Annotated in this window: 17 protein-coding genes; 13 read left to right on the top strand and 4 right to left on the bottom strand. The window is 64.9% G+C overall.

Features of this window, described 5'->3' with window-relative positions:
• The first annotated feature begins 133 nt into the window (after positions 1-133).
• Positions 134-1,060, top strand: a complete 927-nt coding sequence (locus FR728_RS00465; protein WP_149890703.1) for a LysR family transcriptional regulator — start codon at positions 134-136, stop codon at positions 1,058-1,060.
• Between the two features lie 8 nt (positions 1,061-1,068).
• On the opposite strand, the gene FR728_RS00460 is transcribed toward FR728_RS00465, so the two are convergent.
• Positions 1,069-1,953, bottom strand: a complete 885-nt coding sequence (locus FR728_RS00460) for a helix-turn-helix domain-containing protein (protein ID WP_149892129.1) — start codon at positions 1,951-1,953, stop codon at positions 1,069-1,071.
• Positions 1,954-2,179: 226 nt separating this feature from the next.
• Between FR728_RS00460 and FR728_RS00455 the strand changes: the two genes are divergently transcribed.
• The 12 genes from FR728_RS00455 (at position 2,180) to FR728_RS00400 (ending at position 19,003) form a co-directional block, all read left to right on the top strand.
• Entirely contained in the window at positions 2,180-3,412 is a 1,233-nt protein-coding gene (locus tag FR728_RS00455) for an ABC transporter substrate-binding protein (protein ID WP_149890702.1), read from the top strand.
• A 240-nt stretch (positions 3,413-3,652) separates the two neighbouring features.
• Positions 3,653-4,471 carry an ABC transporter permease subunit gene (locus FR728_RS00450; RefSeq protein WP_149892128.1) on the top strand — a complete coding sequence of 273 codons (819 nt, stop codon included), beginning with the start codon at positions 3,653-3,655 and terminating at the stop codon, positions 4,469-4,471.
• Positions 4,471-5,322, top strand: coding sequence for a carbohydrate ABC transporter permease (locus FR728_RS00445; protein WP_149890701.1), 852 nt, complete (start codon positions 4,471-4,473; stop codon positions 5,320-5,322). Before FR728_RS00450 ends, FR728_RS00445 begins: the two co-directional genes overlap by 1 nt.
• On the top strand, positions 5,319-7,418 hold the full coding sequence (locus tag FR728_RS00440) for an alpha-galactosidase (RefSeq protein ID WP_149890700.1): 2,100 nt from the start codon (positions 5,319-5,321) through the stop codon (positions 7,416-7,418). The genes FR728_RS00445 and FR728_RS00440 overlap by 4 nt, the downstream gene beginning before the upstream one ends.
• A complete protein-coding gene (locus tag FR728_RS00435; RefSeq protein ID WP_149890699.1) occupies positions 7,411-8,520 on the top strand; it encodes an ABC transporter ATP-binding protein in 1,110 nt (369 codons plus the stop codon). The genes FR728_RS00440 and FR728_RS00435 overlap by 8 nt, the downstream gene beginning before the upstream one ends.
• Positions 8,520-10,454, top strand: a complete 1,935-nt coding sequence (locus FR728_RS00430; protein ID WP_149890698.1) for a beta-galactosidase — start codon at positions 8,520-8,522, stop codon at positions 10,452-10,454. Before FR728_RS00435 ends, FR728_RS00430 begins: the two co-directional genes overlap by 1 nt.
• 277 nt (positions 10,455-10,731) lie before the next feature.
• On the top strand, positions 10,732-13,362 hold the full coding sequence (locus FR728_RS00425) for an AMP-binding protein (RefSeq protein ID WP_149890697.1): 2,631 nt from the start codon (positions 10,732-10,734) through the stop codon (positions 13,360-13,362).
• 122 nt (positions 13,363-13,484) lie between these two features.
• Positions 13,485-14,165 carry a Crp/Fnr family transcriptional regulator gene (locus tag FR728_RS00420; RefSeq protein WP_149890696.1) on the top strand — a complete coding sequence of 227 codons (681 nt, stop codon included), beginning with the start codon at positions 13,485-13,487 and terminating at the stop codon, positions 14,163-14,165.
• A gap of 111 nt (positions 14,166-14,276) precedes the next feature.
• Positions 14,277-14,486: a YgaP family membrane protein gene (locus FR728_RS00415; RefSeq protein WP_149890695.1), complete on the top strand. Its 210-nt coding sequence runs from the start codon at positions 14,277-14,279 to the stop codon at positions 14,484-14,486.
• 19 nt (positions 14,487-14,505) lie between these two features.
• Positions 14,506-15,390, top strand: coding sequence for an MBL fold metallo-hydrolase (locus FR728_RS00410; protein ID WP_149890694.1), 885 nt, complete (start codon positions 14,506-14,508; stop codon positions 15,388-15,390).
• 84 nt (positions 15,391-15,474) lie between these two features.
• A complete protein-coding gene (locus FR728_RS00405) occupies positions 15,475-17,154 on the top strand; it encodes a bifunctional protein tyrosine phosphatase family protein/NAD(P)/FAD-dependent oxidoreductase (protein WP_149890693.1) in 1,680 nt (559 codons plus the stop codon).
• Positions 17,155-17,254: 100 nt separating this feature from the next.
• On the top strand, positions 17,255-19,003 hold the full coding sequence (locus FR728_RS00400) for a SulP family inorganic anion transporter (RefSeq protein ID WP_149892127.1): 1,749 nt from the start codon (positions 17,255-17,257) through the stop codon (positions 19,001-19,003).
• A 78-nt stretch (positions 19,004-19,081) separates the two neighbouring features.
• Here FR728_RS00400 and FR728_RS00395 read toward each other — a convergent pair whose 3' ends face one another.
• From FR728_RS00395 to FR728_RS00385, 3 genes are read right to left on the bottom strand one after another with little or no spacing between them, the layout of a single operon-like run.
• Positions 19,082-20,578 carry an efflux transporter outer membrane subunit gene (locus tag FR728_RS00395; protein ID WP_377175322.1) on the bottom strand — a complete coding sequence of 499 codons (1,497 nt, stop codon included), beginning with the start codon at positions 20,576-20,578 and terminating at the stop codon, positions 19,082-19,084.
• Between the two features lie 12 nt (positions 20,579-20,590).
• Positions 20,591-23,734: an efflux RND transporter permease subunit gene (locus FR728_RS00390; RefSeq protein WP_149890691.1), complete on the bottom strand. Its 3,144-nt coding sequence runs from the start codon at positions 23,732-23,734 to the stop codon at positions 20,591-20,593.
• Positions 23,734-24,975 carry an efflux RND transporter periplasmic adaptor subunit gene (locus FR728_RS00385; protein ID WP_149890690.1) on the bottom strand — a complete coding sequence of 414 codons (1,242 nt, stop codon included), beginning with the start codon at positions 24,973-24,975 and terminating at the stop codon, positions 23,734-23,736. Before FR728_RS00385 ends, FR728_RS00390 begins: the two co-directional genes overlap by 1 nt.
• Between the last annotated feature and the right edge of the window lie 42 nt (positions 24,976-25,017).

Raw genomic sequence — 25,017 nt, 5'->3', positions numbered from 1 at the left:
ATTTGAGAACGAGGAGCCTTGCCGGATATCCGGACTGGAATTCACAAAAGCTCAGATAATCGACCTGCGGCGGCACGAGAATGCCCTGTGGAGCCGCTTCACTTGTGAATTCAGTTCACCTATCCTGCCTCTCATGGACAATCGCATCGGAGAAATGCAGGTCTTCCTGCGGGTGGTGGAGCTGGGCAGCTTTTCGGAGGCAGCGCGACACCTGCGCATGGCGTCCTCCACCGTCTCGAAACTGGTGGGCCGGATCGAGACGCGCCTCGGCGTGCAGCTCCTGCGGCGCTCCACGAGACATCTGGCCCTGACGGAGGAGGGCCGCATCTATTATGAGCGCAGCCAGGGGCTTCTGTCAGATCTCGATGCGGTCGAGCGGGAGCTGGCGCAGGGCGCGGCGCGGGTCACGGGCACCATTCGGGTCAGCGCCTCGGTCGGGTTCGGGATGGTGGCCGTCGAACCGCTGCTGCCGCAGTTCTGGAAGGCCTATCCCTCGGTCGTGGTGGATCTGTCGATCTCCGACGAGATCGTTGATCTTCTGCTCGATCACACGGACGTCGCCTTCCGCGTGGGTGCCCTTGTGAACTCCACGCTCATGGCCCGCAAGCTTGGAACGGCACCGCGCAAGATCGTGGCCGCGCCAGAGTATCTCGCACGGCGCGGCACCCCGTTGACCATCGAGGATCTGGCGCAGCACGACTGTCTCGGGTTCAACTTCCGCCGGTCCATCCCCACCTGGCCCCTGCATGACAGCGGCAGGGTGATCGACCGGGGCATCTCCGGATCGCTGCTCGCCAACAACGGCGAGACGGTGCGGCGCATGGCGGTTGCCGGGGTCGGTATTGCCTGCATCGGAGAATTCCATGTGCGCGAGGACCTGCGCTCCGGACGCCTGGTGGAGGTCCTTCCCCGGGCGGTGGAAGGGAACACGGAAGACGTCCACGCGCTCTATCTTGGCGGCCAACGGCTGCCTCATCGGGTGCGAGTGTTCCTCGACTTCATGGTTCCCCGGCTTCAGGCCTTCCTTTCGGCCGCAGACGCGCCCACCCAAACGGGGTGACTGCCGCCTCAACCCGGCGTGCTGACGTTCCAGCCGGCGGCGAGGGCGTGGGAGCGGGCCTTTTCGCGCATGCGCTTGCGGAAGGCGGTGGGCTTGTCGGAGAACCGCTGGGCAAAGGCCTCGTAGAAGCGGGAGACCGATCCGAAGCCGGATTCGAAGGCAACGTCCACAATCGGCAGATTGGTGGAAATGAGCAGGGACTGGGCCGTATCCAGGCGGTTGCGGGAGATCGCCTGGTTGATGGTGTGCCCCACCGCCTTCTTGAACAGGGTCATGGCATAGTTGGGGTGCAGCCCCCGGTCCCGCGCCACATCGGCCACACCGATATCTTCGACCGCGTGCTCCGTGATGAAGCGCAGCATGCCTTCCACATGGCGGGCACGCTCGGTGTCGGTGGCACTCAGGCTGGCGATGGCCGAGCCCTCCTCGCGCAGGTCGCGCCAGCCATCGCGCGAGATGCGCAGAAGACGGGCGGTGAGCTCGTTGCGGACGATTTCCGCCAGTCCCTCGTCGCCGGACAGCAACTCCTCCCGCCAGCGCAGGAAGATGTCGCGGTCATAGCTGCGGATCTCGCGGGCCTCGACCATGGCGCCGCGGAAGACCGCATCGCGCAACTCGCCGAGGTTGGCCAGCCCGAGGAAGACCGACATGGGCACATAGAAACAGGCAAAGCGGGTGCCCGGATCCACATCGATCACCTGATGGGGGATCATGCCCCAGAACAGGCAGAGCCGGCCCGCATCCAGGGTGAGTTCGCGCCCGTCGAACCAGTAGGTCATGCGCCCCTCGAGCAGAAAGTTCAGCTCGATCTGGCTGTGCATGTGCGGTCCGGGCATCCGCTGAACGTCCAGCGCCATGCCGGCGCAGAAGCGGTGATCGTCGAAGATCACCATCGGGTGGCGCGGGTTCAGCTCCGGATGCACCGGAACCGATTCATCCCTCGGCTGGATGGCAGGCGCACTCACGATCTTAGGATCCCGGAATGGTTCTGAGAAATATGGGTAGAAGCTACGAGGATTTTCCCGAAAATCAAGACCATGCCCAGCGAGGGATCCCAAGAGGAGACGGATCCCGGCCGGGCCCACAACATGACTGACAAGTGGTCATCGGGAGGAAATCATGCGTTTCTTGAAGAGCCTGGCAGGCCTGTCCCTGTCTGCTGCCCTGCTGTCGTCTTCCGCCTTTGCCGGCGAGATCATTCTCAATTCCGACCAGTCCGATCCGGCGCCGAGGCAGGCGATGGAAGAACTGATCGCCGATTTTCAGGCCAAGCATCCGGACATCACGGTGAAGTGGAACAACTTCGACCATGAGGGCTACAAGTCCGCGATCCGCAACTTCCTGACCGCCGACGCGCCGGACGTGGCCGCCTGGTATGCGGGCAACCGCATGGAGCCCTTCGTCAAGGCAGGCCTGTTCGAGGACGTGAGCGACGTCTGGGAGGCGAACGGCCTGAACGACGAACTGAAGTCGGCCGCCGCCTCCATGACCATCGACGGCAAGAAGTGGGGCGTGCCCTATACCTACTATCAGTGGGGCATCTACTACCGAAAGGACATCTTCGCCGAACAGGGCATCACCCCGCCGAAGACCTGGGACGAGCTGCTGGCCGCCTGCGCCAAGCTGAAGGAAGCCGGAATCTCGCCCTTCACCATCGGCACCAAGGCCCTGTGGCCGACCGGCGGCTGGTTCGACTATCTCGACCTGCGGGTCAACGGCTACGAGTTCCACATGGACCTGACCTCCGGCAAGGTGCCCTACACCGACCCGCGGGTGAAGGCCGTGTTCGAGAAGTGGGCCGAGCTGGTGGAGCCCGGCTATTTCGTCGAGAACCATGCGGCCATCGACTGGCAGGACGCCATCCCGCACCTGGTGCAGGGCAAGGCCGCCATGTATCTGATGGGCAACTTCGCGGTTGCCGCCATGAAGGACGGCGGCCTGAAGGAAGACCAGATCGGCTTCCTGCAGTTCCCGCAGATCAACCCGGATCTGCCGATGGCGGAAGAAGCCCCGACGGACACGTTCCACATTCCGTCCGGCGCGAAGAACAAGGAGGACGCCAAGGTCTTCCTCGCCTATCTCGCCTCGCCCGAAGCCCAGTCCAAGATGAACAAGACCCTTGGCCAGCTGCCGGTGAACAGCAAGTCGGAAACCCCGGAAGACCCCTTCCTCGATGCGGGCTTCAAGATGCTGTCCAACGCCTATGCCCTGGCGCAGTTCTATGACCGGGACGCCCCGGCCGCGATGGCCAAGGCCGGCATGGAAGGCTTCCAGGAGTTCATGGTGAAGCCAGACAAGGTCGACGACATCCTGGCCCGCCTCGATAAGGTCCGCGAGCGCGCCTACAAGTAACCGCGCCGAAAGCGCCGGGTGCCCGCCCCGCCCAAGGGGGACGGGCACCCGTGGCTTCGGCGCTCCCGTCACCGCTTATCCTTTTACCGCCCCGCCCGCTCCTGTCCTCATGGCCCGGGCGGAACGGACACGGACTTCAGGACGACACTCGTGCCCCTCGCCCCTGCCCGGCCGCAGACCTTCTGGTCCCGGCACAAGCGCAGCCTGACCCCCTGGCTCTTCCTGGCGCCGGGTCTGGTGATGTTTCTGCTTTATGTGCTCATTCCGATCGTCCAGTCGGTCTGGATCAGTTTCCACGACTGGGACGGACTGGGCGAAAAGGTCTGGATCGGGATCGAAAACTATGTCGAGCTGCTGGATGACGATACGTTCTATGTGTCGCTCAAGAACAACGTTCTGTGGCTGCTGCTCTATCTTCTGGCCATTCCGGGGGGACTGGCGGTCGCGCTCTTCCTGAACCAGACCGTCTTCGGCATCCGCCTCTACAAGTCCCTGTTCTTCTTTCCCTTCGTGATCAGCCAGGTCGTCGTCGGCCTGATGTTCACCTGGTTCTATGCGCCCGACTTCGGCCTGTTCTCGGCGCTGATCGAGTGGCTGACGGGCGAGCAGGTCGCCATCCTCGCCGATGAGCGCTTCGTGACCTATGGCATCATCGTTGCCGGCCTCTGGCCCCAGACCGCCTATTGCATGATCCTGTATCTGACAGGGCTCAACAACATCAATCCGGAGCAGGTGGAAGCCGCGCGCATGGACGGGGCCAAGGGGCTGAAGCTGCTGTGGCACGTGATCCTTCCCCAGCTGGCGCCGGCCTCCTTCATCGCGCTGGTGGTGACCGTGATCGGGTCGCTCAGGTCCTTCGATCTGGTGTCGATCATGACCGCCGGCGGGCCCTATGGCTCCAGCCAGGTGCTCTCCTACTTCATGTACGAGCAGGCGCTGTCCGAATACGGCTTCCGCATGGGCTATGGCGCGGCGATTGCCGTGGTGCTCTTCCTCATCATGATGGTCTTCATCACCGTCTTCATCGTGCGCATGCTGTCGCAGGAAAGGAACGGCTGATGTTCCCGACCCCCATCCAGAAATCCGCTCCCTGGGTCCGCATCGGCTACAAGCTGCTGCTGCCCGTCGCGCTCATCGCGTGGCTGCTGCCGCTGATCGGCGTCGCGATCACTTCCGTGCGCCCTGCGGGCGACCTGGCGGCCGGCAACTATTTCGGCATTCCTTCAGGCTTCGCCGGCGTCGAGAACTACAGCGCCGTCTTCGCCAACTCGCCCATCGGCTGGTACATCCTCAACTCCTTCAAGGTGACGATCCCGACCGTGATCGGAGCGGTGGCGCTGTCCTGCCTGACCGGCTTTGCCCTGGCGGTCTACAACTTCCGCGCCAACCTGCTGCTGTTCTTCATGTTCGTGGCGGGCAATTTCATTCCCTTCCAGATCCTCATGGTGCCGGTGCGCGACATGACCCTGAAGGCGGGGCTCTATGACACGACGATTGGGCTCGTTCTCTTCCACGTCGCCTTCCAGACCGGCTTCTGCACGCTCTTCATGCGCAACTTCATCAAGGGCCTTCCCTTTGCCCTGATCGAGGCCGCGCGGGTGGAAGGCGTCAGCGAATGGAAGATCTTCAGCCGCATCGTTCTCCCCCTCATGCGGCCGGCGATCGCAGCACTCTCCGTGCTCGTCTTCACCTTCATCTGGAACGACTATTTCTGGGCCACGGTTCTGGTTCAGGGGCAGCACGCCATGCCGGTGACCGCCGGTCTCTATTCCCTCAACGGCCAGTGGGTCGCGGCCTGGCATCTGGTTTCCGCCGGATCGATCATCGCCGCCCTGCCGCCGGTCCTCATGTTCTTCCTCATGCAGCGGCATTTCATTGCCGGGCTGACACTCGGAGCCACCAAGGGATGAGTTCGATCGTCTCCTTTTCCTCCTCCGCGCTGGGGCTGACCCTGCGCCTTCCCGAAAGCGGCATGCCGGAGATCCTTGCCTTTGGCGCGGCTGGCGAAAGCGAAGCGCCGCTGATCGAAAGATCAAGCCGGATCAACGGCATGGATGCGGCGGTGCCGTCCTGCGTGCTTCTGCCGACCGGGGGCATGGGCTTCTTCGGCTGGCCGGCGATCTCGGGCCATCGCGACGGCAGCGACTTCCTGCTCCATTTCAGCGGCTGGTCTGCCACGAGGGGGGACAACAGCCTGACGCTGAGCGCTCGCGACGGCGTTGCCCGGATCGCGATTGCCATCACGCTGAACGCCCACGAGGGCGGGCTGATCTCGTCCCGCGTCACCCTGACCAACGACGGTGAGAGCGCCTATCAGCTCGATCGTTGCATGGCGGGCAGTTTCGCGACCACCGGAGCGGATCTTCTGGTCGAACACACCACCGGAATGTGGGGGCGGGAATTCCAGACCCGGCGCGACGTAATCGGCCAGGGGCTCTGGTCCCAGGAAAGCCGACGCGGCCGCACATCTCACGACCGGGTGCCCATGCTCTTCGTGGAGAGTGGTGGCGAGCGGTTCGGCGTGGCCCTGGGCTTTTCCGGAAACCACCAGATCGTGATCGACAGCTGCGACGACGGACGGCGGCTCGTCCATCTGGGCGAGCTCTTCGAGCCGGGCGAGATGCGCCTGGCGCCGGGCGACACTTATGAGAGCCCGGTTGCCTATGCGGGGTCGGACAGCGCCGCCTTCCACGCCTTCCTGCGCGAGGAGCTGGTGCCCTGGCCGGAAGGCGGGATGCGACCGCGACCGGTGACGCTGAACACCTGGGAAGGCAATTACTTCGACCACAAGATGGACAGTCTCAAGGCTCAGGCGACCGCCGCCGCCGAGATCGGCATCGAGCGCTTCGTTCTCGACGACGGCTGGTTCGGACGCCGGGACGACGACACCACGAGCCTGGGCGACTGGGACATCGACCCGACGAAATATCCGGACGGGCTGGCCCCGCTGGTCGATCATGTGACCGGCCTCGGCATGGAGTTCGGCATCTGGTTCGAGCCGGAGATGATCAACCCGGTTTCCGAGCTCTACAAGGCACATCCGGACTGGGTGCTGCAGGTCGAGGGGCGTCCGCTGCTGCTGTCGCGCAACCAGCTGGTTCTCGACCTGTCGCGGCCCGAAGTCTCCGACCATCTCTTCTGCAAGATCGACGCGGTGCTGCGCGCCCATGCGGTTGCCTACATCAAGTGGGACATGAACCGGGACCTGACCCATGTGGGCGGGCGCAAGGGCCGCGCCATGACCGCGCGCCAGACCCGCGCCGTCTATGCCCTGATGGAGCGCATCCGGAAGGCCCATCCGGCCGTGGAGATCGAAAGCTGCGCTTCGGGGGGCGGCCGGGTCGATTTCGGCGTGCTCGCCCAGACGCACCGGGTGTGGACGTCGGACTGCACGGATGCGCTGGAGCGGCTGGAGATCCAGCGTGGAGCCTCGGCCTTCCTGCCGCCGGAGCTGCTCGGCTCCCATGTCTCGGCGAGCCCCAATCACCAGACCGGCCGGATCCTGAGCCTGTCGTTCCGGGCACTGGTGGCCATGGCCTATCACTTCGGCGTGGAACTCAATCCGCTGGAGATGAGCGCGGCGGAGCGCGAGGAGCTGGGCGGATATATCGCAACCCACAAGCGCCTGCGATCCCTGCTCCATGCGCCGGGCGCCGCCTTCCGGCTCGATCCGGTGGACGGTCGCCACGTCTGGGGTGCAGCCTCTGCGGATCGCATCGCGGTGATCGTGGCGCAAGGGCCGCAGATGGTGGCGGAACAGCCCGCCCCCTTGCGCCTGCCCGCTGCCGCGACCCGCTTCGGTGGCCGCTGGCGCATTGCCTCCCATTCCCCGCAGGCTCCGGAGTTCATCCGCAGCTCGCAGGCCCAGCGCGACCTGCTCGCCGGCGCCGTCTCCTTCGATCTGGCGAACCTCACGTCCGCCGGTCTGCCCCTGCCGATGCTGCGCCCCGAAAGCGCCCTGCTCCTCGAACTCGAACCCATCACCGGAGACCCCACCCATGGCTGACGTGACCCTTCGCGGCATCCGCAAGCAATATGGCGCCGTCACGGTGATCAAGGGCATCGATCTGGAGGTGAAGGACGGGGAGTTCTGCGTCTTCGTCGGGCCTTCGGGCTGCGGCAAGTCCACGCTTCTGCGCATGATCGCCGGGCTGGAGGAGATCACCGACGGGTCGCTTTCCATCGGCCATCAGGACATGACCCATGTGGGCCCGTCCGAGCGGGGTGTGGCGATGGTCTTCCAGTCCTACGCGCTCTATCCGCACATGACGGTGGCCGAGAACATCGGCTTCGGCCTGAAGATGACCGGACACCCGAAGGCCATGATCGCGGAACGCACCGCAATGGCCGCCAAGATGCTTCAGCTTGAACCGCTGTTGCAGCGCAAGCCGGGCCAGCTCTCGGGCGGCCAGCGGCAGCGCGTGGCCATCGGCCGTGCGATCGTCCGCAATCCGGAGGTCTTCCTCTTCGACGAGCCGCTCTCCAACCTGGATGCGGCCCTGCGCGTGCAGATGCGCGCCGAGCTTTCGGCCCTGCATCAGGACATCAAGGCCACGATGATCTACGTGACCCACGACCAGGTGGAAGCCATGACCATGGCCGACAAGATCGTCGTTCTCTCGGCCGGTCACATCGAGCAGGTGGGCTCGCCGCTGGAACTCTATCACCGCCCGGCGAATCTCTTTGTCGCCGGGTTCATCGGCTCGCCGAAGATGAACTTCCTCAAGGTCGATGTCGCTCTGGAAGGAGACGCCGCGCGGGTGACGCTTCCGGGTGGAGGGCAGATCGACCTGCCGCTGAACGGGCGTACCCTTGCCGGCACACCCGTGCAGGCGGGCCCCATGACCCTCGGTATCCGGCCGGAGCACATGAACGCGGACGGACGGGGCGACGGTGTGCTGACAACCCGGGTCCGGCTTGCCGAACATCTGGGCTCGGAGACGATCTTCTTCGCCGACCTGACGGATGGCACCGAAGTGACCGTGAAGGCCGACGGTCTGGCCCCGCAGCGGGCGGGCGATTCCATCTCCATCGGCCTGAACGCAAGGGCCTGCCATCTCTTCGACCAGAACGGCCTGGCCGTGCTCAACGGGGATCTGACACGATAATGCTCGGCGTCTGCTACTATCCGGAACACTGGGACGAAAGCCGCTGGGCCAAGGATGCCCGGCGCATGCGCGAAATCGGCATCTCCCACGTACGCATCGGCGAGTTCGCCTGGTCACGGATCGAACCCTGCCGTGATCACTTCACCTTCGAGTGGCTCGACCGGGCCATCGACGTGCTGCATGCGGCCGGTCTCAAAATCGTTCTGGGCACGCCCACCGCGACCCCACCGAAATGGCTGGTGGACGAATACCCCGACATCCTGCCGTTCGAGGAAAACGGCCAGGTGCGCGGCTTCGGGTCGCGCCGCCACTACACGTTCTCGTCACGGACCTGGTGGCGGGAAAGCGCGCGCATCGTGGAGAAGGTCGCCGCCCGCTATGGCACCCATCCGGGGATCGTCGGCTGGCAGACGGACAATGAATATGGCTGCCACGACACCACGCTCTCCTGGGGCGAGGAGGACCGGAAGGCCTTCGCCTCCTGGCTGCGCCGGCACTACCAGAGCGTCGACCAGCTGAACGAGGCCTGGGGCACGGTGTTCTGGTCCATGGAGCTCGCCAGTTTCGAGGATGTCGCCCTGCCCGCGCGCACGGTGACCGAGCCGAATCCGGCCACGCGCCACGATTTCTGGCGCTTCCATTCCGACCAGATCGCCGACTATGACCGGATGCAGTGCGAGATCATTCGCAAGCATTCGCCGGGGCGCTGGATCACCCACAATTTCATGGGCTTCGTCTCGGATTTCGACCATTTCAAAGTGGGCGACAATCTGGATCTCGCCTCCTGGGACAGCTATCCGATCGGCTTCGTGGAGAAATTCCCCTTCTCCGAGGCGGAGCGCACCCGCTGGGCCGAAACCTCTCATCCCGACATCGCCGCATATCACCACGACCTTTACAGGGCTGTGGGACGCGGGCGCTTCTGGGTCATGGAGCAGCAGCCCGGTCCGGTGAACTGGGCGCCCTGGAACCCGGTGCCCAAGCCCGGAATGGTGCGCCTGTGGACCTGGGAGGCACTGGCCCACGGGGCGGAGGTCGTCAGCTATTTCCGCTGGCGCCAGGCCGATTTCGCCCAGGAGCAGATGCATGCGGGCCTGAACCTCGCCGGCAGCGACGAGTGGTCGGTCGGTGGGCGGGAGGCCGCCCAGGTGGGCCGCGAACTCGCAATGCTCGGCACCCTGCCGGACAGCGGCCGCGCCCAGGTTGCCCTCGTCTTCGACTATGCGTCCTACTGGTCGACCATGGTGCAGCCGCAGGGCAAGGACTTCCGCTTCGAGGAACTCTGCTTCCGCTGGTACGAGGCCCTGCGCCGTCTCGGGCTGGATGTGGATTTCGTGCGGCCTGGCGGTGACCTCGCCGACTACCGGCTCGTGGTCGTGCCCACGATGGTGCATGTGGACGAGGCCGCGCGTGCCGCGCTCGCAGGCGCAGAGGGCGTGGTGCTCTTCGGCCCGCGCAGCGGATCCCGCGACCGCAGCTTCCGCATTCCGCAGGAGCTGGCGCCCGGCCCGCTGCAGCCCCTGACCGGCACCCGGGTCACCCAGGTGTCTACCCTGCGCCCGGGTCTCAGCGATGCGGTCTCGGGAGAGGTTTCCGGCGCAGGCATCCGCTGGCGCGAATATGTGGACGCCCGGGACTGTGCGGTTCTGGCCCGCTTCGCCAACGGGGATCCGGCCCTGACCCGGCGCGGCAACGTGATGGCGCTTGCCTGCTGGCCCGACGAGGACCTGCTGACCGGCACGTTGAGGCTGGCGGTCGAGGCGGCCGGGCTCGACACCCTGCCCGTGCCCGACTTCATCCGTCTGCGCCGGCGCGGAGACCTGCTCTTTGCCTTCAACTATGGCACGCAACCCTGGGACCTGCCGGAAAGCGCCAATCCCCTCCTCGGCACCCGCCGCCTCACCCCGCAACAGGTCGCCATCTGGCGGGGGTAGGCGGGCGACAGCCCAGCGCGTGGCGGCAAGCCTACCGCTCGGCACCGCCTGACGGGGTGAAAGGACACGTTCCCTCCACCCCGTCAGGGCGCGCCCATTCACCATGATGGGCATTCTTCCAGACCCTGATCGCCAGAAATCGCGATGGGCCCTTTCCCTCTGTCAGACCGGTGATGTAGCTTAGGCCGCGACGGCACCTGCCCGTCGCGCCATTTGCAAATAGCTTTTTTCTGTTTCGAGTCCGTTTTTTCAAGGCTCGCCACTCCGGATCTCCCTGATGCTGACCGAGACCCAGACCTTCTTCTTTTCCGACCTGGCCCGTCATGCCGATCGCTGCGCCCTGATCGCGCAGGATGGTCGCCGCATCAGCTACCGGGAGCTCGATGATCTCGCTCGCGGCTTCGGTGCCGATCTGCGGCGGATCTCAGGCAAGGATCGCGGGCTCCTGCTTCTCGAAATGAGCAATACGCCGGAAGCGGTGACTGCCTATCTGGGTGCCCTTCAGGCGGGGTGGCCGGTTGTGCTGGCGGCGGAGGGAACCGTTGCCCATGACGGTGCGCTGGTCAGCACCTTCAAGCCGGACCTGATCTGGCAGGCGGGAACGTTGACCTCCGGCCCCGGCAGTTCCGACCCATTGCACCCCGATCTGGGGGTCATGCTCTCCACCTCCGGGTCGACAGGGTCCACCAAGCTCGTTCGGCTGTCTCACACCAACCTGCATGAGAATGCCCGGTCGATCGCGGAGTATCTCGGGCTTGGCCCGGAGCGCGTGGCTGTCACCACGCTGCCCATGCATTATTCCTACGGTCTGTCCGTGCTGAATTCCTTCCTGAAGGCAGGCGGAACCATCGCCCTCACCAACCTGTCGGTGATTGATGGCGCGTTCCGCCCCTTCCTCGATCAGGTGGGGGTGACGGATCTCGCCGGTGTTCCCTACACCTACGAATTGTTCGAACGGCTGGGGCTGCGAAACGCGCCGCCCAGGACATTGAAGACGCTGACCCAGGCCGGCGGGCGGCTATCGCCGGATCTCGTCCGCACCTACGCCGAGTTTGCCAAGAGCCATGGGCTGTCCTTCGTGGTCATGTATGGCCAGACGGAGGCCACGGCGCGCATGGCCTATCTGCCGCCGGATCTGGCCCTTGCGCATTCGAGCTGCATCGGTCTTCCGATCCCGCGCGGCTCCTTCGAGATCCGCGACAGCGAGGGCAACACCGTTTCCGAGCCGGGGATTTCCGGCGAGCTGGTCTATCGCGGCCCCAACGTGATGATGGGCTATGCGCTCGCGAGATCCGATCTGGCGAAAAGCGCCGAACTTCAGGAACTTGTGACTGGAGATCTGGCCGAGCGTACGGCCGAAGGATTGTACAGGATCGTTGGCCGGCTCAGCCGCTTTGCCAAGATTGCCGGACTGCGGATCGGCTTCGACGACGTGGAAGCCCTTCTGCGCAAGGCGGGCTTCGATGCGCTCGTGACGGGCAACGACGGGGCGTTGCTGCTCGCCATGCGGTCCGGTGATCCGGATGCCGCGCGGACCCTTGTCGCCCGCGAATGCGGATTGCCGCCGGTTGCGATCTTCGCCTGGACGGTCACCGATGTGCCTCATCTATCGTCCGGAAAGGTGGATCTGGTCACCTTGCGCGAAACCGGACTGACGAAGATGGCCGCCGCCGAAGCCGCCTCACGGGCCACGCGCGGTCGGGAGATGAGTGTCGCCGAGCTTTACGCCCGCGCGATGAACCGTCCGCTTCCGGACGAGAAGGACAGCTTCGCCGGCCTCGGTGGCGATTCCCTCGCCTATGTCAGCGTCTCCATTGGCCTGGAGGAACTGATCGGCACGATCCCCGAAGGATGGGAGACGCTGCCCGTTGCTCAGCTTCAGGCAAGGGCTGACGCGCATCAGCCGGAGGTGGGGACGGCAGGTCCGGTCCGCCGGCGGCTCACCATGGGCACGGATGTTCTCCTCAGGCTGCTGGCGATCTCCCTCATCTTCCTCGGACACAGCAATCCGGATCATACGGAATTCCTGCGCGGAGGCTCCGGGATTCTCTTTGCGCTGGCCGGCTACAGCATGGCGATGATCCATCTCCCGAAGCTGCTGATGGGGGAAGTGCGGGCCTTTCTCGTGGGCACCGCGACGCGACTGCTGATCCCCTACATGCTGCTGATGACGGCTCTTCTGGTGGTCACACCGGCCGCGAAGTCCATCTCCTGGTATCTTCTGGGCAGCGTCTTCGTGCTCACTCCGGAAGAGCGAAGCGTTCTCTTCAGCTTCTGGTTCGTGGAAAGCCTGATCCACGCCATGGTCATCACCTGCGGACTGTTTCTCATTCCGGCGTTCCGGTACCTGATGCGGGAGCGACCCTTCGTCGTCATGCTGGGGCTGTCCATACTTGCCGGCGGTCTGAGCATTCTGGGGCGGGCCGCATGGCCCAACGGGAACGAGATCAATCTCACGGTCGATGGCTGGCTCTATCCCTTCTTCCTCGGCTGGGCTGCCTTCTTTGCACGGAGCTGGCTTGAAAAACTGGCTGTTCCGCTGGTGGCCCTCGGCTTTGCGCTCGCCCAGTTCGGTGCGGAAACCGGCCGTCCCTGGTGGCTCGCAGGTGCCCTGGCGATCCTCCTACTGGTCGCCACGGTCCGCATCGAGTACCGGATCGGCAAGCTGCTCGTGCTGCTCGCCGGAGCCACCTACTTCATGTATCTCTGCCACCCGCTGGTGGTCCACGTCGTCCGGTTCAAGCTCGGCGCCCTGCTGCCCACGCCGGCCATCATGCTGGCGGTCTATTTCGGCTCCATTGCCGCCGGGCTCGTGGCGTCTGTCGTCTGGTCGCGGCTTCTGTCGGGAGTTCGAAGCGCGAGCGACCGCATCCGCCACCGGCAAAAGGTCGCAACCCACGCCTCATAGGCTTGTGAGCTGCCCCCACCCTTTTCCTTCGCGGCGAAAGGGCTTATCACATTGCGGAGCGGGGCAGGTTGCATCAGACGCGGCGGCCCGACTGCATGCCGAGAGGACTGGACGAGACCCGCATGGCGACCGAGACCGCGAGCTGGATTGAACGTTTCGAGGGGCTGAAGCGCCTGCCGGAAGACCTGAAGCAGGCGCTTGTCGCCGGATCGCAGATCGTCTCCGTTCCGGCGGGCACCCAGGTGTTCGAGCCCGGACAGTCCGCCGATGCGCTGCTCCTCCTGCTCGAAGGCACCGTGCGGGTTCAGCAGAAGTCGGACACGGGCCGCGAAGTGTTCCTCTACAGGGTGCATGCAGGGGAAAGCTGCGTGCTGACCACCGCCTGCATGCTGGCCTTCGAGGATTATTCCGCCGATGGCATCGCCGAGACGGACGTGCGGGCTGTCGCCATTCCCCGGGCCACCTTCGATGATCTGGCCGGGCGGTCGTCGCTCTTCCGCGAGTTCATCTTCAAGGCCTATTCCCGGCGTATCACCGATCTCTTCACCCTGATCGACCACATCGTCTTCCAGCGCATGGACGTGCGGCTGGCCGCCCGCCTGCTGGAGCTAGCAGACGAGACCAACGTGGTGCACGCCACCCATCAGGCCCTTGGCACCGAACTCGGCACGGCGCGGGAGGTGATCTCGCGCACGCTGGCCGAGTTCCAGCGGCGCGGCTGGGTGGAGCAGGCGCGCGGCGAAGTGCGCCTGGTGGGGCGCAGCGCCATCGAACGGCTGGCGCGTTCCGCCGGAGAGCGCTAGGCTCTCCCGGTCTCTTTTCAAAAAATCTCCGGCTTTGGTGACCATGTCACCGAGGGCCCGGCCCGTTGCAGGTTAAGGTGTTCCATCGGTCTAACCCGAGGAGGAAGAACCATGACCAGGAATATGGGAATCGTGGACCGGGCGCTGCGCGTCATTGCAGCCGCCCTCCTGATCTATGCAGCACTTGTCCTGCCCATGCTGGGACACGGCATCCTGCACTGGCTCGCCCTCGCGGTGGCAGCGATCTTCCTTCTGACGTCGGTGGTGGGCAACTGCCCGCTCTATTCCCTCGTCGGGCTGAAGACCTGCCGGGACTGTTGACCGTTTCAAGGAGGACCCCATGAGCTACACCACCCATCCCGACATCAAGCCGGACGTGACCGGCTTCTTCGATCAGGCCACCAACACCATTTCCTATGTGGTGAAGGACCCTGCCTCCAATGCCTGCGCGATCGTCGACTCCGTCATGGACATCGACTATGCGGCCGGTCGCATCTCCTACACCCATGCGGACGAGCTGATCGCCTTCGTCGAGAAGAACGGCCTGAAGCTGGAATGGCTGATCGAAACCCATGTCCATGCGGACCATCTGTCGGCTGCGCCCTACATCCAGGCGAAGCTCGGCGGGAAGCTGGGCATCGGCCGCAACATCACCGTGGTGCAGGACACGTTCGGCAAGATCTTCAATGAAGGCACCGAATTCCAGCGCGACGGGTCGCAGTTCGACCAGCTGTTCGACGACGGCGACACCTACAAGGTCGGCGAGATGGAATGCCTTGCCATCCACACGCCCGGCCACACCCCGGCCTGCATGACCCATGTGATGGGCGATGCCGCCTTCGTCGGCGACACCCTGTTCATGCCGGACGGCGGCTCGGCCCGCGCCGACTTCCCCGGCGGCGATGCGGCAACGCTCTATGACAGCATCCAGAAGGTGCTGAGCCTGCCGGACGAGACGCGCCTCTTCATGTGCCACGACTACGGCCCGAACGGCCGCGACATCCAGTGGGAAACCACGGTGGCCGAGGAAAAGGCCCACAACATCCATGTGGGTGCTGGCAAGACCAAGGAAGAGTTCGTCAAGTTCCGCACAGAACGAGACGCGACCCTGGACATGCCGAAGCTGATCATCCCGTCGCTGCAGGTGAACATGCGCGGGGGCGATCTGCCGCCGGCGGATGAAAGCGGCAAGCGTTTCCTGAAGGTGCCGGTCAACGGTCTCTGACCGTTCCCGGAGGACATCAAGACGAGGACCATGCGTGCGAAGCCGGACGGAAAAGCGGCCGCACGCATGGGCGAGGAGGACCCCATGGAACTGCGTACCATTGACGAGCGGCTGAGTGTCAGCCCCCAGATTGCCGCCGACGACATTGCCCGAATCAAGGCTCTGGGTTTCCGCAGCCTCATCTGCAACCGCCCCGATGGCGAAGGCGCGGATCAACCGACCTTCGAGGAAATTGACCGGTCCGCGAAGTCTGCCGGTCTCGAGACCCGCTACCTGCCGGTGCAGAGCGGCCTGGTGCGGGACGAGGACGCCGCCGCCTTCGAAGGGGCCCTGCGCGAGCTTCCGGGGCCGATCCTCGCCTATTGCCGCACGGGCACCCGTTCGGCCACCCTGTGGTCGCTGTCCCAGGCGGGCAAGCGCCCCCTGCCCGACATCCTGCAGAAGACCAAGGCCGCCGGCTACGACATGAACGGCGTGGCCCGGCGCATTGCCAACGGCGGCAAGACCCCGACGGAAACCGGCGACGCCAGCTTCCAGGTGGTGATCGTCGGCGCAGGCGCCGGCGGCATCTCGGTCGCCGCGAGCCTCAAGGCCCGCAAGCCGGATCTGGAGATCGCCCTGATCGACCCGGCCGACATCCATTATTACCAGCCGGGCTGGACCATGGTGGGCGGCGGCATCTTCGATGCCCAGGTGACCGCCAAGACCATGGGCAGCCTCATTCCGAGCGGCGTTCACTGGATCAAGTCTGCCGTGGCCGCCTTCGAACCGGCCAACAATGCGGTGATCCTCGACGGGTGTCGGGTGGTGAAATATGACCGGCTGATCGTCTGCCCCGGACTGAAGCTCGACTGGAGCAAGGTCAAGGGCCTGGAAGAGACCCTGGGCCGCAACGGCGTGACCTCGAACTACCGCTATGATCTGGCACCCTATACCTGGCAGCTCGTGAAAGAGATGAAGGGGGGCAAGGCGATCTTCACCCAGCCGCCCATGCCGATCAAATGCGCAGGCGCGCCGCAGAAGGCCATGTATCTGTCGGCGGACGCCTGGAAGCGCCGGGGCGTTTTGTCGAACATCGACATCCGCTTCTGCAACGCGGGCGGCGTGCTCTTCGGGGTGAAGGAATATGTTCCGGCCCTGCTGGAGTATGTGAAGGCCTATGAGGCGGAGCTGTCCTTCTTCCACAATCTGGTGGAGATCGACGGACCCAACCGCAAGGCGACCTTCCAGGTCTCCAAGCCGGACACCACGCCGGAGACGGTCACCTACGACTTCGACTTCATCCATGTGTGCCCGCCGCAGACGGCGCCGGACTTCATCCGGGTATCGCCTCTGGCAGATGCGGCCGGATGGGTGGACGTGGACCAGATCACCCTGCGCCACAAGAGCTACGACAATGTCTGGGCGCTCGGCGACGTGATGAACGCGCCGAATGCCAAGACCGCAGCGGCGGCCCGCAAGCAGGCGCCGGTGGTGGCGGACAATGTGGCCGCCGACATCGACGGCCGCTCGCCCACGGCCCAGTATGACGGCTACGGCTCCTGTCCGCTCACGGTCGAGCGCGGCAAGATCGTGCTGGCCGAGTTCGGCTACGGCGGTGCGCTGAAGCCCTCCTTCCCCAGCTGGCTGATCGACGGCACCAAACCGTCCCATCTTGCCTGGCTGCTGAAGGAGCGGATGCTGCCGCCGCTCTACTGGAAGGCCATGCTGCGTGGCCACGAATGGCTCGCCAAGCCTGAAAAGATCACCGTGGCGGCAGAGTGACCCCATCCCCCTCGGCGCCGGTTGCCCCTCGGCGCCGCTGACAGGCGGCTCCGTTCCCACTCAGGACGGAGCCGCCCTAATTTCCGGAATGACCCGAATGATGAAGCTGCTTCGCCGCTATCTCCCCATTCTCGAATGGGGCCGGACCTATGATCGCAACGCGCTGACCAACGACCTCGTGGCCGCCGTCATCGTCACGATCATGCTGATCCCCCAGTCCCTCGCCTATGCCCTTCTGGCCGGCCTGCCGCCGGAAGCAGGCATCTATGCCTCCATCGTGCCGATCCTGCTTTATGCGGTCTTCGGCACGTCGCGGGCGCTGGCCGTCGGCCCCGTGGCCGTCGTCTCCCTGCTGACGGCCTCGGCGGTCGGTCAGGTTGCGGCCCAGGGCACCGCCGGCTATGCGGTCGCGGCCCTGACGCTTGCCGGTCTCTCGGGCGGGTTCCTGATGATCCTCGGCGTGCTGCGCCTCGGCTTTCTCGCGAACTTCCTCAGCCATCCGGTGATTGCCGGCTTCATCACTGCCTCGGGCCTGCTGATCGCCACGAGCCAGCTCAAGCACATCTTCGGCATCAAAGCGGGGGGCGAGAACCTGCTGGAGATGGTCCTCTCGCTCTTTGAGCATCTGGGTCAGACCAACCTGATCACCCTGGTCATCGGCGTCTGCGCCACGGCGTTCCTGTTCTGGGTCCGCAAGGGCCTGAAACCGCTTCTGCGCCGCATCGGTTTCGGCCCGCGGCTCGCGGACATGATCACCAAGGTCGGGCCTGTGGCCGCCGTCGTCGTCACCACGGCGCTCGTCAGCACCCTGCATCTGGATGAAAGCGGCGTCTCCATCGTGGGCGCCGTGCCCCAGAGCCTGCCGCCCTTCACCCTGCCGGACTTCTCGCTGGATCTGGTCTCCCAGCTGGCCCTGCCCGCAATCCTGATCTCGATCATCGGCTTCGTGGAATCCATTTCCGTGGCCGAGACCCTGGCGGCCAAGAAGCGGCAGCGGATCAACCCGGATCAGGAACTCATCGGCCTGGGGGCGGCCAACCTGGGCGCGGCCTTCACCGGGGGCTATCCGGTCACCGGCGGCTTTGCGCGCTCGGTGGTGAATTTCGATGCGGGTGCGGAAACGCCAGCGGCCGGCGCCTTCACCGCCGTCGGTCTGGCGATTGCCGCCGTCGCACTAACGCCTCTGGTCTATTTCCTGCCCAAGGCAACGCTGGCCGCGACCATTGTCGTGGCGGTGCTCAGCCTCGTCGACTTCTCGATCCTGAAGAAGACCTGGACCTATTCCCGCTCGGACTTCGCCGCCGTCATCACCACCATCCTGCTGACCCTCGGGCTCGGGGTGGAAATCGGGGTGGCCTCCGGCGTGGTGCTCTCGGTTCTGCTGCATCTCTACAAGACCTCGCGCCCCCATGTGGCCGAGGTGGGCCTTGTGCCCGGCACCCAGCATTTCCGCAATGTCGACCGGCACAAGGTTGACACGAATGCCGGACTGCTGAGCCTGCGGATCGACGAAAGCCTCTATTTCGTCAACGCCCGCTTCCTCGAAGACCTGATCCAGAACCGGGTTCAGGAAGGTACCCGCATCCGCAACGTCGTGCTGATGTGCTCGGCGGTGAACGAGATCGACTATTCCGCGCTGGAGAGCCTGGAGGCCATCAACCGCCGGCTCAAGGACATGGGTATCGGCCTGCATCTGTCGGAAGTGAAGGGACCGGTCATGGACAAGCTGAAGACCTCCCATTTCATCGACGACCTGAACGGAGAGGTCTTCCTCTCCCAGTACCGGGCCTGGGATCAGCTCACCCGCTTCCCCTATCCGGTCTCCTCGATGGATGCCGCATCCCTCTGAGGCGCACGCCGCGCCGCGCAAAGCAAAAGGCCGGAGCAGCGATGCTCCGGCCTTTGTCGTGTTTCAGGTTCCGATCGCTCAGCCGGTGACGGCCTTGGCGAGACGCGGGCCGGTGTTCTGGTCCACCACTTCCGGCGTGTCGGCGTTGGCAGCGCCGTTCCAGCCCCCGCCAAGCGCCTTGTGCAGGGAGATGTAATAGGTGGTCAGATTGACCTGGCTCTGGATGAGCGTGTCCTCGGCCGAATAGGTGGAGCGTTCCGCATCCAGCACGTCGAGGAAGCTGACCGCGCCAGTCTGATAGAGCGACTGGGACAGCTTTGCCGCTTCGCGGTAGCTGTCGGCGGACTTGCTGAGAGAGGCCAGACGCCGGCGTTCCTGGGTGAAGCCGACCAGAGCGTTCTCCACATCCTCCAGCGCGCCAAGCACGGAGGCCTGATAGGCAAGGAAGGCCTGATCCCGCTGGGCTTCGGTCACTTCCACGGCTGCGGCCAGCTTGCCGGCATTGAAGATCGGCACCGAGAGGCTCGGGCCGAAGGACCAGCTGATGGTGGAGTTCTTGCCGAGATCGCCGAAGTCGGTAGCTGCCGTCGAGACGGCACCGCTCAGGCTGACGGAAGGATAACGGGCGGCTTCCGCCGCGCCGATCTTCGCCGTGGCCTGGGCCAGCTGACGCTCGGCGAGGCGCACATCCGGACGGGACAGAAGGATATCCGCCGGAACGCCGGAGGGCAGCGGCAGGGCCGGACGCGGGATGCGCTTGGACGCCGCCAGCTGAGCAGACAGCGCCGTGGGCTCCTGACCCGTCAGCACGCCGAGCCGGTGAACGGCTGCGGCGAGCGCGGTCTTGAGCGTCGGGATGTTGGCCAGGGTGGAGGACGCCAGACCTTCCGCATTGGCGACATCCACGCCGGAGGAGGACCCGGCCTGGAAGCGGTTGCGGGTGAGCTTGGCGGTTTCGCCCTGGGACTTGGCGGTGCGTTCGGCCAGAGCGAGGCGCTGCTGATAGCCGCGGGCTTCCACATAGTTGGTGGCCACGTCCCCGATCAGGGTGAGCAGGGTCGAGCGCAGCTCTTCTTCCGCCGCATCCAGACCATACTGGGCGGCTTCCCGGGAGCGGCGGTTGGCGCCAAAGAGATCCAGCTCCCAGCCTGCATCGAAGCCGCCGTTCCACACCGTGTCGACGCTTCCATTCGACTTCTGACGGGTCACGCCGGCACTGCCGTCGAGGCTCGGGAACAGGGACGCATTGGCCTGCTTGTAGCTGGCACGGGCTTCCCGGATCTTGGCCTTGGCGCTGCGCACGTCCAGATTGCTGGCAATCGCCTGCTCGACAAGACGGTCAAGCTGCGGGTCGCCAAGACGGGTCCACCAGGACGCCAGATGCGGCGTGGAGGCCGGCGTGGAGGCATCCGTGTTCTTCCAGTGACCCGGCAGGTTCATGCCCGGGGTCTGATAGTCCGGGCCCACCGCGCAACCGGCGAGAAGGGCAGCCACCAGAGCTCCGGTTGCCAGCCGGGACCATCCGGCGGCCTTCTTGTGTGCGGCGGAAACCCGCCGACCGTTCGACACCATCATCATGTCCTGCTCTTAGAGTGTTTCGCCGCTGTGACCGGCTGCCGGAGTGGCGGGCAGCATGGCCTTCTTGCCGCCGAAGATGCGCCGGACACCCACAAAGAGCAACGGCACGAAGAAGATACCCAGAACCGTGGAGGAGATCATGCCCCCCATCACGCCGATACCGATGGAATTCTGCGCTCCCGAACCGGCCCCGGTGGCAATCGCCAGAGGGGTCACGCCCAGGATGAAGGCGAAGGACGTCATCAGGATCGGGCGCAGACGCTGGCGGGCGGCATCGAGGGTGGCCTCGATGAGGCCCTTGCCCTCGCGCTGACGCTCGATGGCGAACTCCACGATCAGGATCGCGTTCTTGGCCGCAAGACCGATCGTCGTGAGCAGACCCACCTTGAAGTAGACGTCGTTGGTCTGACCGAAGATCAGGGCGGCAGCCAGCGCCCCGAAGATGCCGATCGGAACCGACAGCATCACGGCGAAGGGGATCGACCAGCTTTCATAGAGGGCCGCCAAGCAGAGGAAGACCACCAGGATCGAGATCGCATAGAGGTAGACCGCCTGGTCGCCGGAGAGACGCTCCTGATAGGAGAGACCCGTCCACTCGTGAACGAAGCCCACGGGAAGCTGCGAGACGATGTTCTCGATCTCCGCCATGGCATCGCCGGAGGAGATGCCCGGCGCGGCCTGGCCCTGAAGCTCGACGGCGGACGAGCCGTTGTAGCGCTCCAGACGCGGCGAACCATAGGTCCAGCGTGCCGTGGAGAAGGCATTGAAGGGCACCATGTCGCCGTTGGAATTGCGCACGTGCCAGGCGTCCACGTCGGAGGGCTGGCTGCGATAGGGCGCATCCGCCTGAACGTAGACCGGCTTGATGCGGCCGCGGTCGATGAAGTCGTTCACATAGTCCGAGCCCCAGGCGATCGACAGGGTGTTGTTTACATCGGAAATGGACAGGTCGAGGAGACGGGCCTTTTCCGTGTCGATGTCGATCTTGAACTGAGGCTGATCCTCCTGCCCGTTCGGGCGGGTGGCGACCAGCTTCGGAGACTGCGCTGCCATGCCGAGAAGCTGGTTGCGCACCTGCATCAGCTGCTCGTGACCGGCCCCGTTGATGTCCTGCAGGTAGAAGGTGAAGCCGTTGGTGTTGCCCATGCCCTGGATGGCGGGCGGGGCGAGCGCGAAGACGCGGGCTTCATTCAGCTGCGAGAAGGCGCCCATGGCACGGCCGGCCACCGCCTGGGCGGCAAGGCGCGGATCGGTGCGCTCGGCGAAGTCCTTCATGCGGACGAAGGCGAGACCAACGTTCTGGCCCTGACCACCGAAGCCGAAGCCGGCGACGGTGAAGACGCTCTCGACCGCATCCTTCTCATTCTCGAGGAAGTGGTTGCGGACCTTGTCGAGCACCCGCAGCGTCCGGTCCTGGGTGGCACCCACCGGCAGGGAGACGGAGGAGATCAGGATGCCCTGGTCTTCCTGCGGCAGGAAGGAGCTCGGCAGGTCCTTGAACATGTAGCCCATGCCGCCGGCAATCGCGAGGAAGACGATGAACCCGCGAATGCCGCGCTTGATGATGCCGCCGCTGGCCGCACGATAGCCGTCGGCACCCCGGTCGAAGGCCCGGTTGAACCAGGCGAAGGGGCCGCGCTGATGACCATGGCTGCCCCTCTTCAGGATCGTGGCGCAAAGGGCCGGCGTGAGGATGAGGGCGACCAGCACCGACAGCACCATGGCGGACACGATGGTCACGGAGAACTGGCGGTAGATGATGCCGACCGAGCCGCCGAAGAAGGCCATGGGCACGAAGACGGCGGAGAGAACCACCGCGATGCCGATGAGGGCGCCGGTGATTTCCTTCATGGACTTGCGGGTGGCTTCGCGCGGGTCGAGACCTTCCTCGGCCATCACGCGCTCGACGTTTTCAACCACGACGATGGCGTCATCCACCAGAAGGCCGATGGCCAGCACCATGGCGAACATGGTCAGGGTGTTGATGGAATATCCGAACAAGGCCAGCACCCCGAACGTGCCGAGAAGCACGACGGGAACCGCCAGGGTCGGGATCAGCGTGGCGCGGAAGTTCTGGAGGAAGACGAACATCACCAGGAAGACGAGCACCACGGCTTCGATCAGGGTGTGAACCACCTTCTCGATGGAGAGCTCGACGAAGGGCGTCGTGTCATAGGGATAAACCACCTCGACACCGGCCGGCAGGGTCGTCGACAGGCGGTCGATGGTGTCGCGGACGCGGGCAGCCGTGTCGATGGCGTTTGCGCCGGTGGCCAGCGAAATGGCCAGACCAGACGCGGGCGAGCCATTATAGGCGGCCGCAGTGGTATAGCTTTCGTTGCCGATTTCCACGCGCGCCACGTCGTTCAGGCGCACGATGGACCCGTCTTCCGAGGACTTCAGGATGATGTCGCGGAACTGCTGCACCGTCTGAAGGCGGCTGGAGGCGGTGATGGTGGCGTTGAGCTGCTGGCCCTCGGTCTGGGGCAGACCGCCGAGCTGACCGGCGGAGACCTGGGTGTTCTGCGCCTCGATGGCGGAGCTCACGTCGCCCGGCATCAGGCTGTACTTGTTCAGCTTGGCCGGATCGAGCCAGATGCGCATGGCATAGCCAGAGCCGAAGAGCCGGGTTTCGCCCACACCTTCGACGCGCTTCAGCGTGTCATTGAGGGTGTTGTCCACGTAGTCGGCAATATCGGTGGAGGTCATGCGGCCGTCGGTGGAGACGAAGCCGAGCACCATCAGGAAGCCGGTGGTGGACTTGGTGACCGTGACGCCCGTGGCCTGAACCACCTGCGGCAGCTGGCTGGTGACAAGCTGCAGCTTGTTCTGCACCTGCATCTGCGCAATGTCCGGATCCGCCTCACTGGAGAAGGTGAGCGAGATCTGGGCCGAACCGGTGTTGGAGGAGGTCGCGGTCATGTAGTCGAGGTAATCGATCCCCGACATGCCCTGCTCGATCACCTTGGTGACCGAGTTCTCGACCGTTTCCGCATCGGCGCCCGGATAGTTGGCGGAGATGTTGACGGTGGTGGGCGCGATCTGCGGATATTGCGCGACGGAGAGCTGGGTGATGGCAAGGGCGCCAGCCAGCATCGTCACGATGGCAATGACCCATGCGAAGATGGGTCTGTCGATGAAGAACGCGGACATCAGTTGGACTTCCCGCCCTGGTTCGAGACCGCGTCGCCGTGGCTTTCCACTTCGCCGGTGGTCGCGTTGATGGTCACGAGGGTGCCGATGGCCTCGCCGCCGGCCTTCACGAAGAGCATGCCCTCGACGATCAGGCGTTCGCCGGCGCTCACCCCTTCGGTGACCAGCCAGTTGTTGCCAACGTTGCCCTCGACCTTGAGAACACGCTGCTCGACCTTGCCGTCAGCGCCAAGGAAGAAGCCTGTCGGCTCGCCGCGGGCATTGCGCGACACGGCGCGCTGGGGCAGCAGGAACGAGTTCTGGGCAACGCCCTCTTCCACCACGGCCTGGACATACATGCCCGGCAGAAGCAGACGGTCCGGATTGGGGAATTCGGCGCGCAGGGTGTAGGTGCCGGTGGTCGGATCCACATAGGCCTCGGAGAACTCCAGCTTGCCGGTCTCCGGATATTCCTCGCCGGTTTCCAGGAACAGGCGGACCTGCACGTTGTCGCCGGAGAGCTTGACCCGGCCTTCGCGCACGGCCTTGCGCAGGTTCAGCAGGTTGGTGCTCGACTGGGTGACGTCGACGTTGATCGGGTCCAGCTGGCGAATGGTGGTGAGCGCGTCGCTCTGGCTTGCGGTGACCAGGGCGCCAACGGACAGGGACGACACTTCCACGCGGCCGGAAATCGGGGCGCGGATCTGGGTGCGATCCAGATTGATGCGGGCGGTCTCGACCGCGGCCTTGGCGGAGGCAACCTCGGCCTTGGCCTGCGCGAGGGCTGCGCGGGCATCGTCAAGATCCTGCTTGGCGACGGCGTTCTGGCCGATCAGCTCTTCGTAGCGCTGGAGCTTGGTCTCGGCACTCGGCAGGGCAGCTTCCGCCTTGCGCAGGGTCGCCACGGCGGCGTCATAGGAGGCCTGATAGGCGTCGTCGTCGATGCGATAGAGCACATCGCCGGCCTTCACCTCGGAGCCTTCCTTGAACATGCGCTCCTCGATGATCCCTCCCACCTGCGGGCGGACTTCGGCGTCGATGGAGGCGACCGTGCGGCCGGAAAGCTTGGCGGTGATGGCGACCGACTGGGGCTGAAGCTCGATCACGCCGACCTGCGGCTTGGAAGCCGCACCGCCCGGCATCTGGGCGTAAACTTCTGAGTTTCCACCTTGCGCCGCGATGGCCAGGATCGCCGTTGCAGCGAAGGCCGTGGCACGCCATCCGCGCGAGGTCTTTCGGGTCACTTCAGGGAGGAGGAACATCCGCAGCCGTCCTTTTCGCACTCGAACTCACGTCGAGTTTTA

It is taken from the genome of Roseibium aestuarii, assembly GCF_008477545.1.
Taxonomy (GTDB): domain Bacteria; phylum Pseudomonadota; class Alphaproteobacteria; order Rhizobiales; family Stappiaceae; genus Roseibium; species Roseibium aestuarii.
Note: the sequence above shows the minus strand (reverse complement) of the source record. Positions and strands in the feature narration are given on the sequence as shown.

Bases quoted from the DNA above. Each gene is read 5' to 3' on its own strand.
- FR728_RS00465 (WP_149890703.1), top strand. From the start codon at position 134: ATGGACAATCGCATCGGAGAAATGCAGGTCTTCCTGCGGGTGGTGGAG.
- FR728_RS00460 (WP_149892129.1), bottom strand. From the start codon at position 1,953: ATGGTGATCTTCGACGATCACCGCTTCTGCGCCGGCATGGCGCTGGAC.
- FR728_RS00455 (WP_149890702.1), top strand. From the start codon at position 2,180: ATGCGTTTCTTGAAGAGCCTGGCAGGCCTGTCCCTGTCTGCTGCCCTG.
- FR728_RS00450 (WP_149892128.1), top strand. From the start codon at position 3,653: ATGTTTCTGCTTTATGTGCTCATTCCGATCGTCCAGTCGGTCTGGATC.
- FR728_RS00445 (WP_149890701.1), top strand. From the start codon at position 4,471: ATGTTCCCGACCCCCATCCAGAAATCCGCTCCCTGGGTCCGCATCGGC.
- FR728_RS00440 (WP_149890700.1), top strand. From the start codon at position 5,319: ATGAGTTCGATCGTCTCCTTTTCCTCCTCCGCGCTGGGGCTGACCCTG.
- FR728_RS00435 (WP_149890699.1), top strand. From the start codon at position 7,411: ATGGCTGACGTGACCCTTCGCGGCATCCGCAAGCAATATGGCGCCGTC.
- FR728_RS00430 (WP_149890698.1), top strand. From the start codon at position 8,520: ATGCTCGGCGTCTGCTACTATCCGGAACACTGGGACGAAAGCCGCTGG.
- FR728_RS00425 (WP_149890697.1), top strand. From the start codon at position 10,732: ATGCTGACCGAGACCCAGACCTTCTTCTTTTCCGACCTGGCCCGTCAT.
- FR728_RS00420 (WP_149890696.1), top strand. From the start codon at position 13,485: ATGGCGACCGAGACCGCGAGCTGGATTGAACGTTTCGAGGGGCTGAAG.
- FR728_RS00415 (WP_149890695.1), top strand. From the start codon at position 14,277: ATGACCAGGAATATGGGAATCGTGGACCGGGCGCTGCGCGTCATTGCA.
- FR728_RS00410 (WP_149890694.1), top strand. From the start codon at position 14,506: ATGAGCTACACCACCCATCCCGACATCAAGCCGGACGTGACCGGCTTC.
- FR728_RS00405 (WP_149890693.1), top strand. From the start codon at position 15,475: ATGGAACTGCGTACCATTGACGAGCGGCTGAGTGTCAGCCCCCAGATT.
- FR728_RS00400 (WP_149892127.1), top strand. From the start codon at position 17,255: ATGAAGCTGCTTCGCCGCTATCTCCCCATTCTCGAATGGGGCCGGACC.
- FR728_RS00395 (WP_377175322.1), bottom strand. From the start codon at position 20,578: ATGATGGTGTCGAACGGTCGGCGGGTTTCCGCCGCACACAAGAAGGCC.
- FR728_RS00390 (WP_149890691.1), bottom strand. From the start codon at position 23,734: ATGTCCGCGTTCTTCATCGACAGACCCATCTTCGCATGGGTCATTGCC.
- FR728_RS00385 (WP_149890690.1), bottom strand. From the start codon at position 24,975: ATGTTCCTCCTCCCTGAAGTGACCCGAAAGACCTCGCGCGGATGGCGT.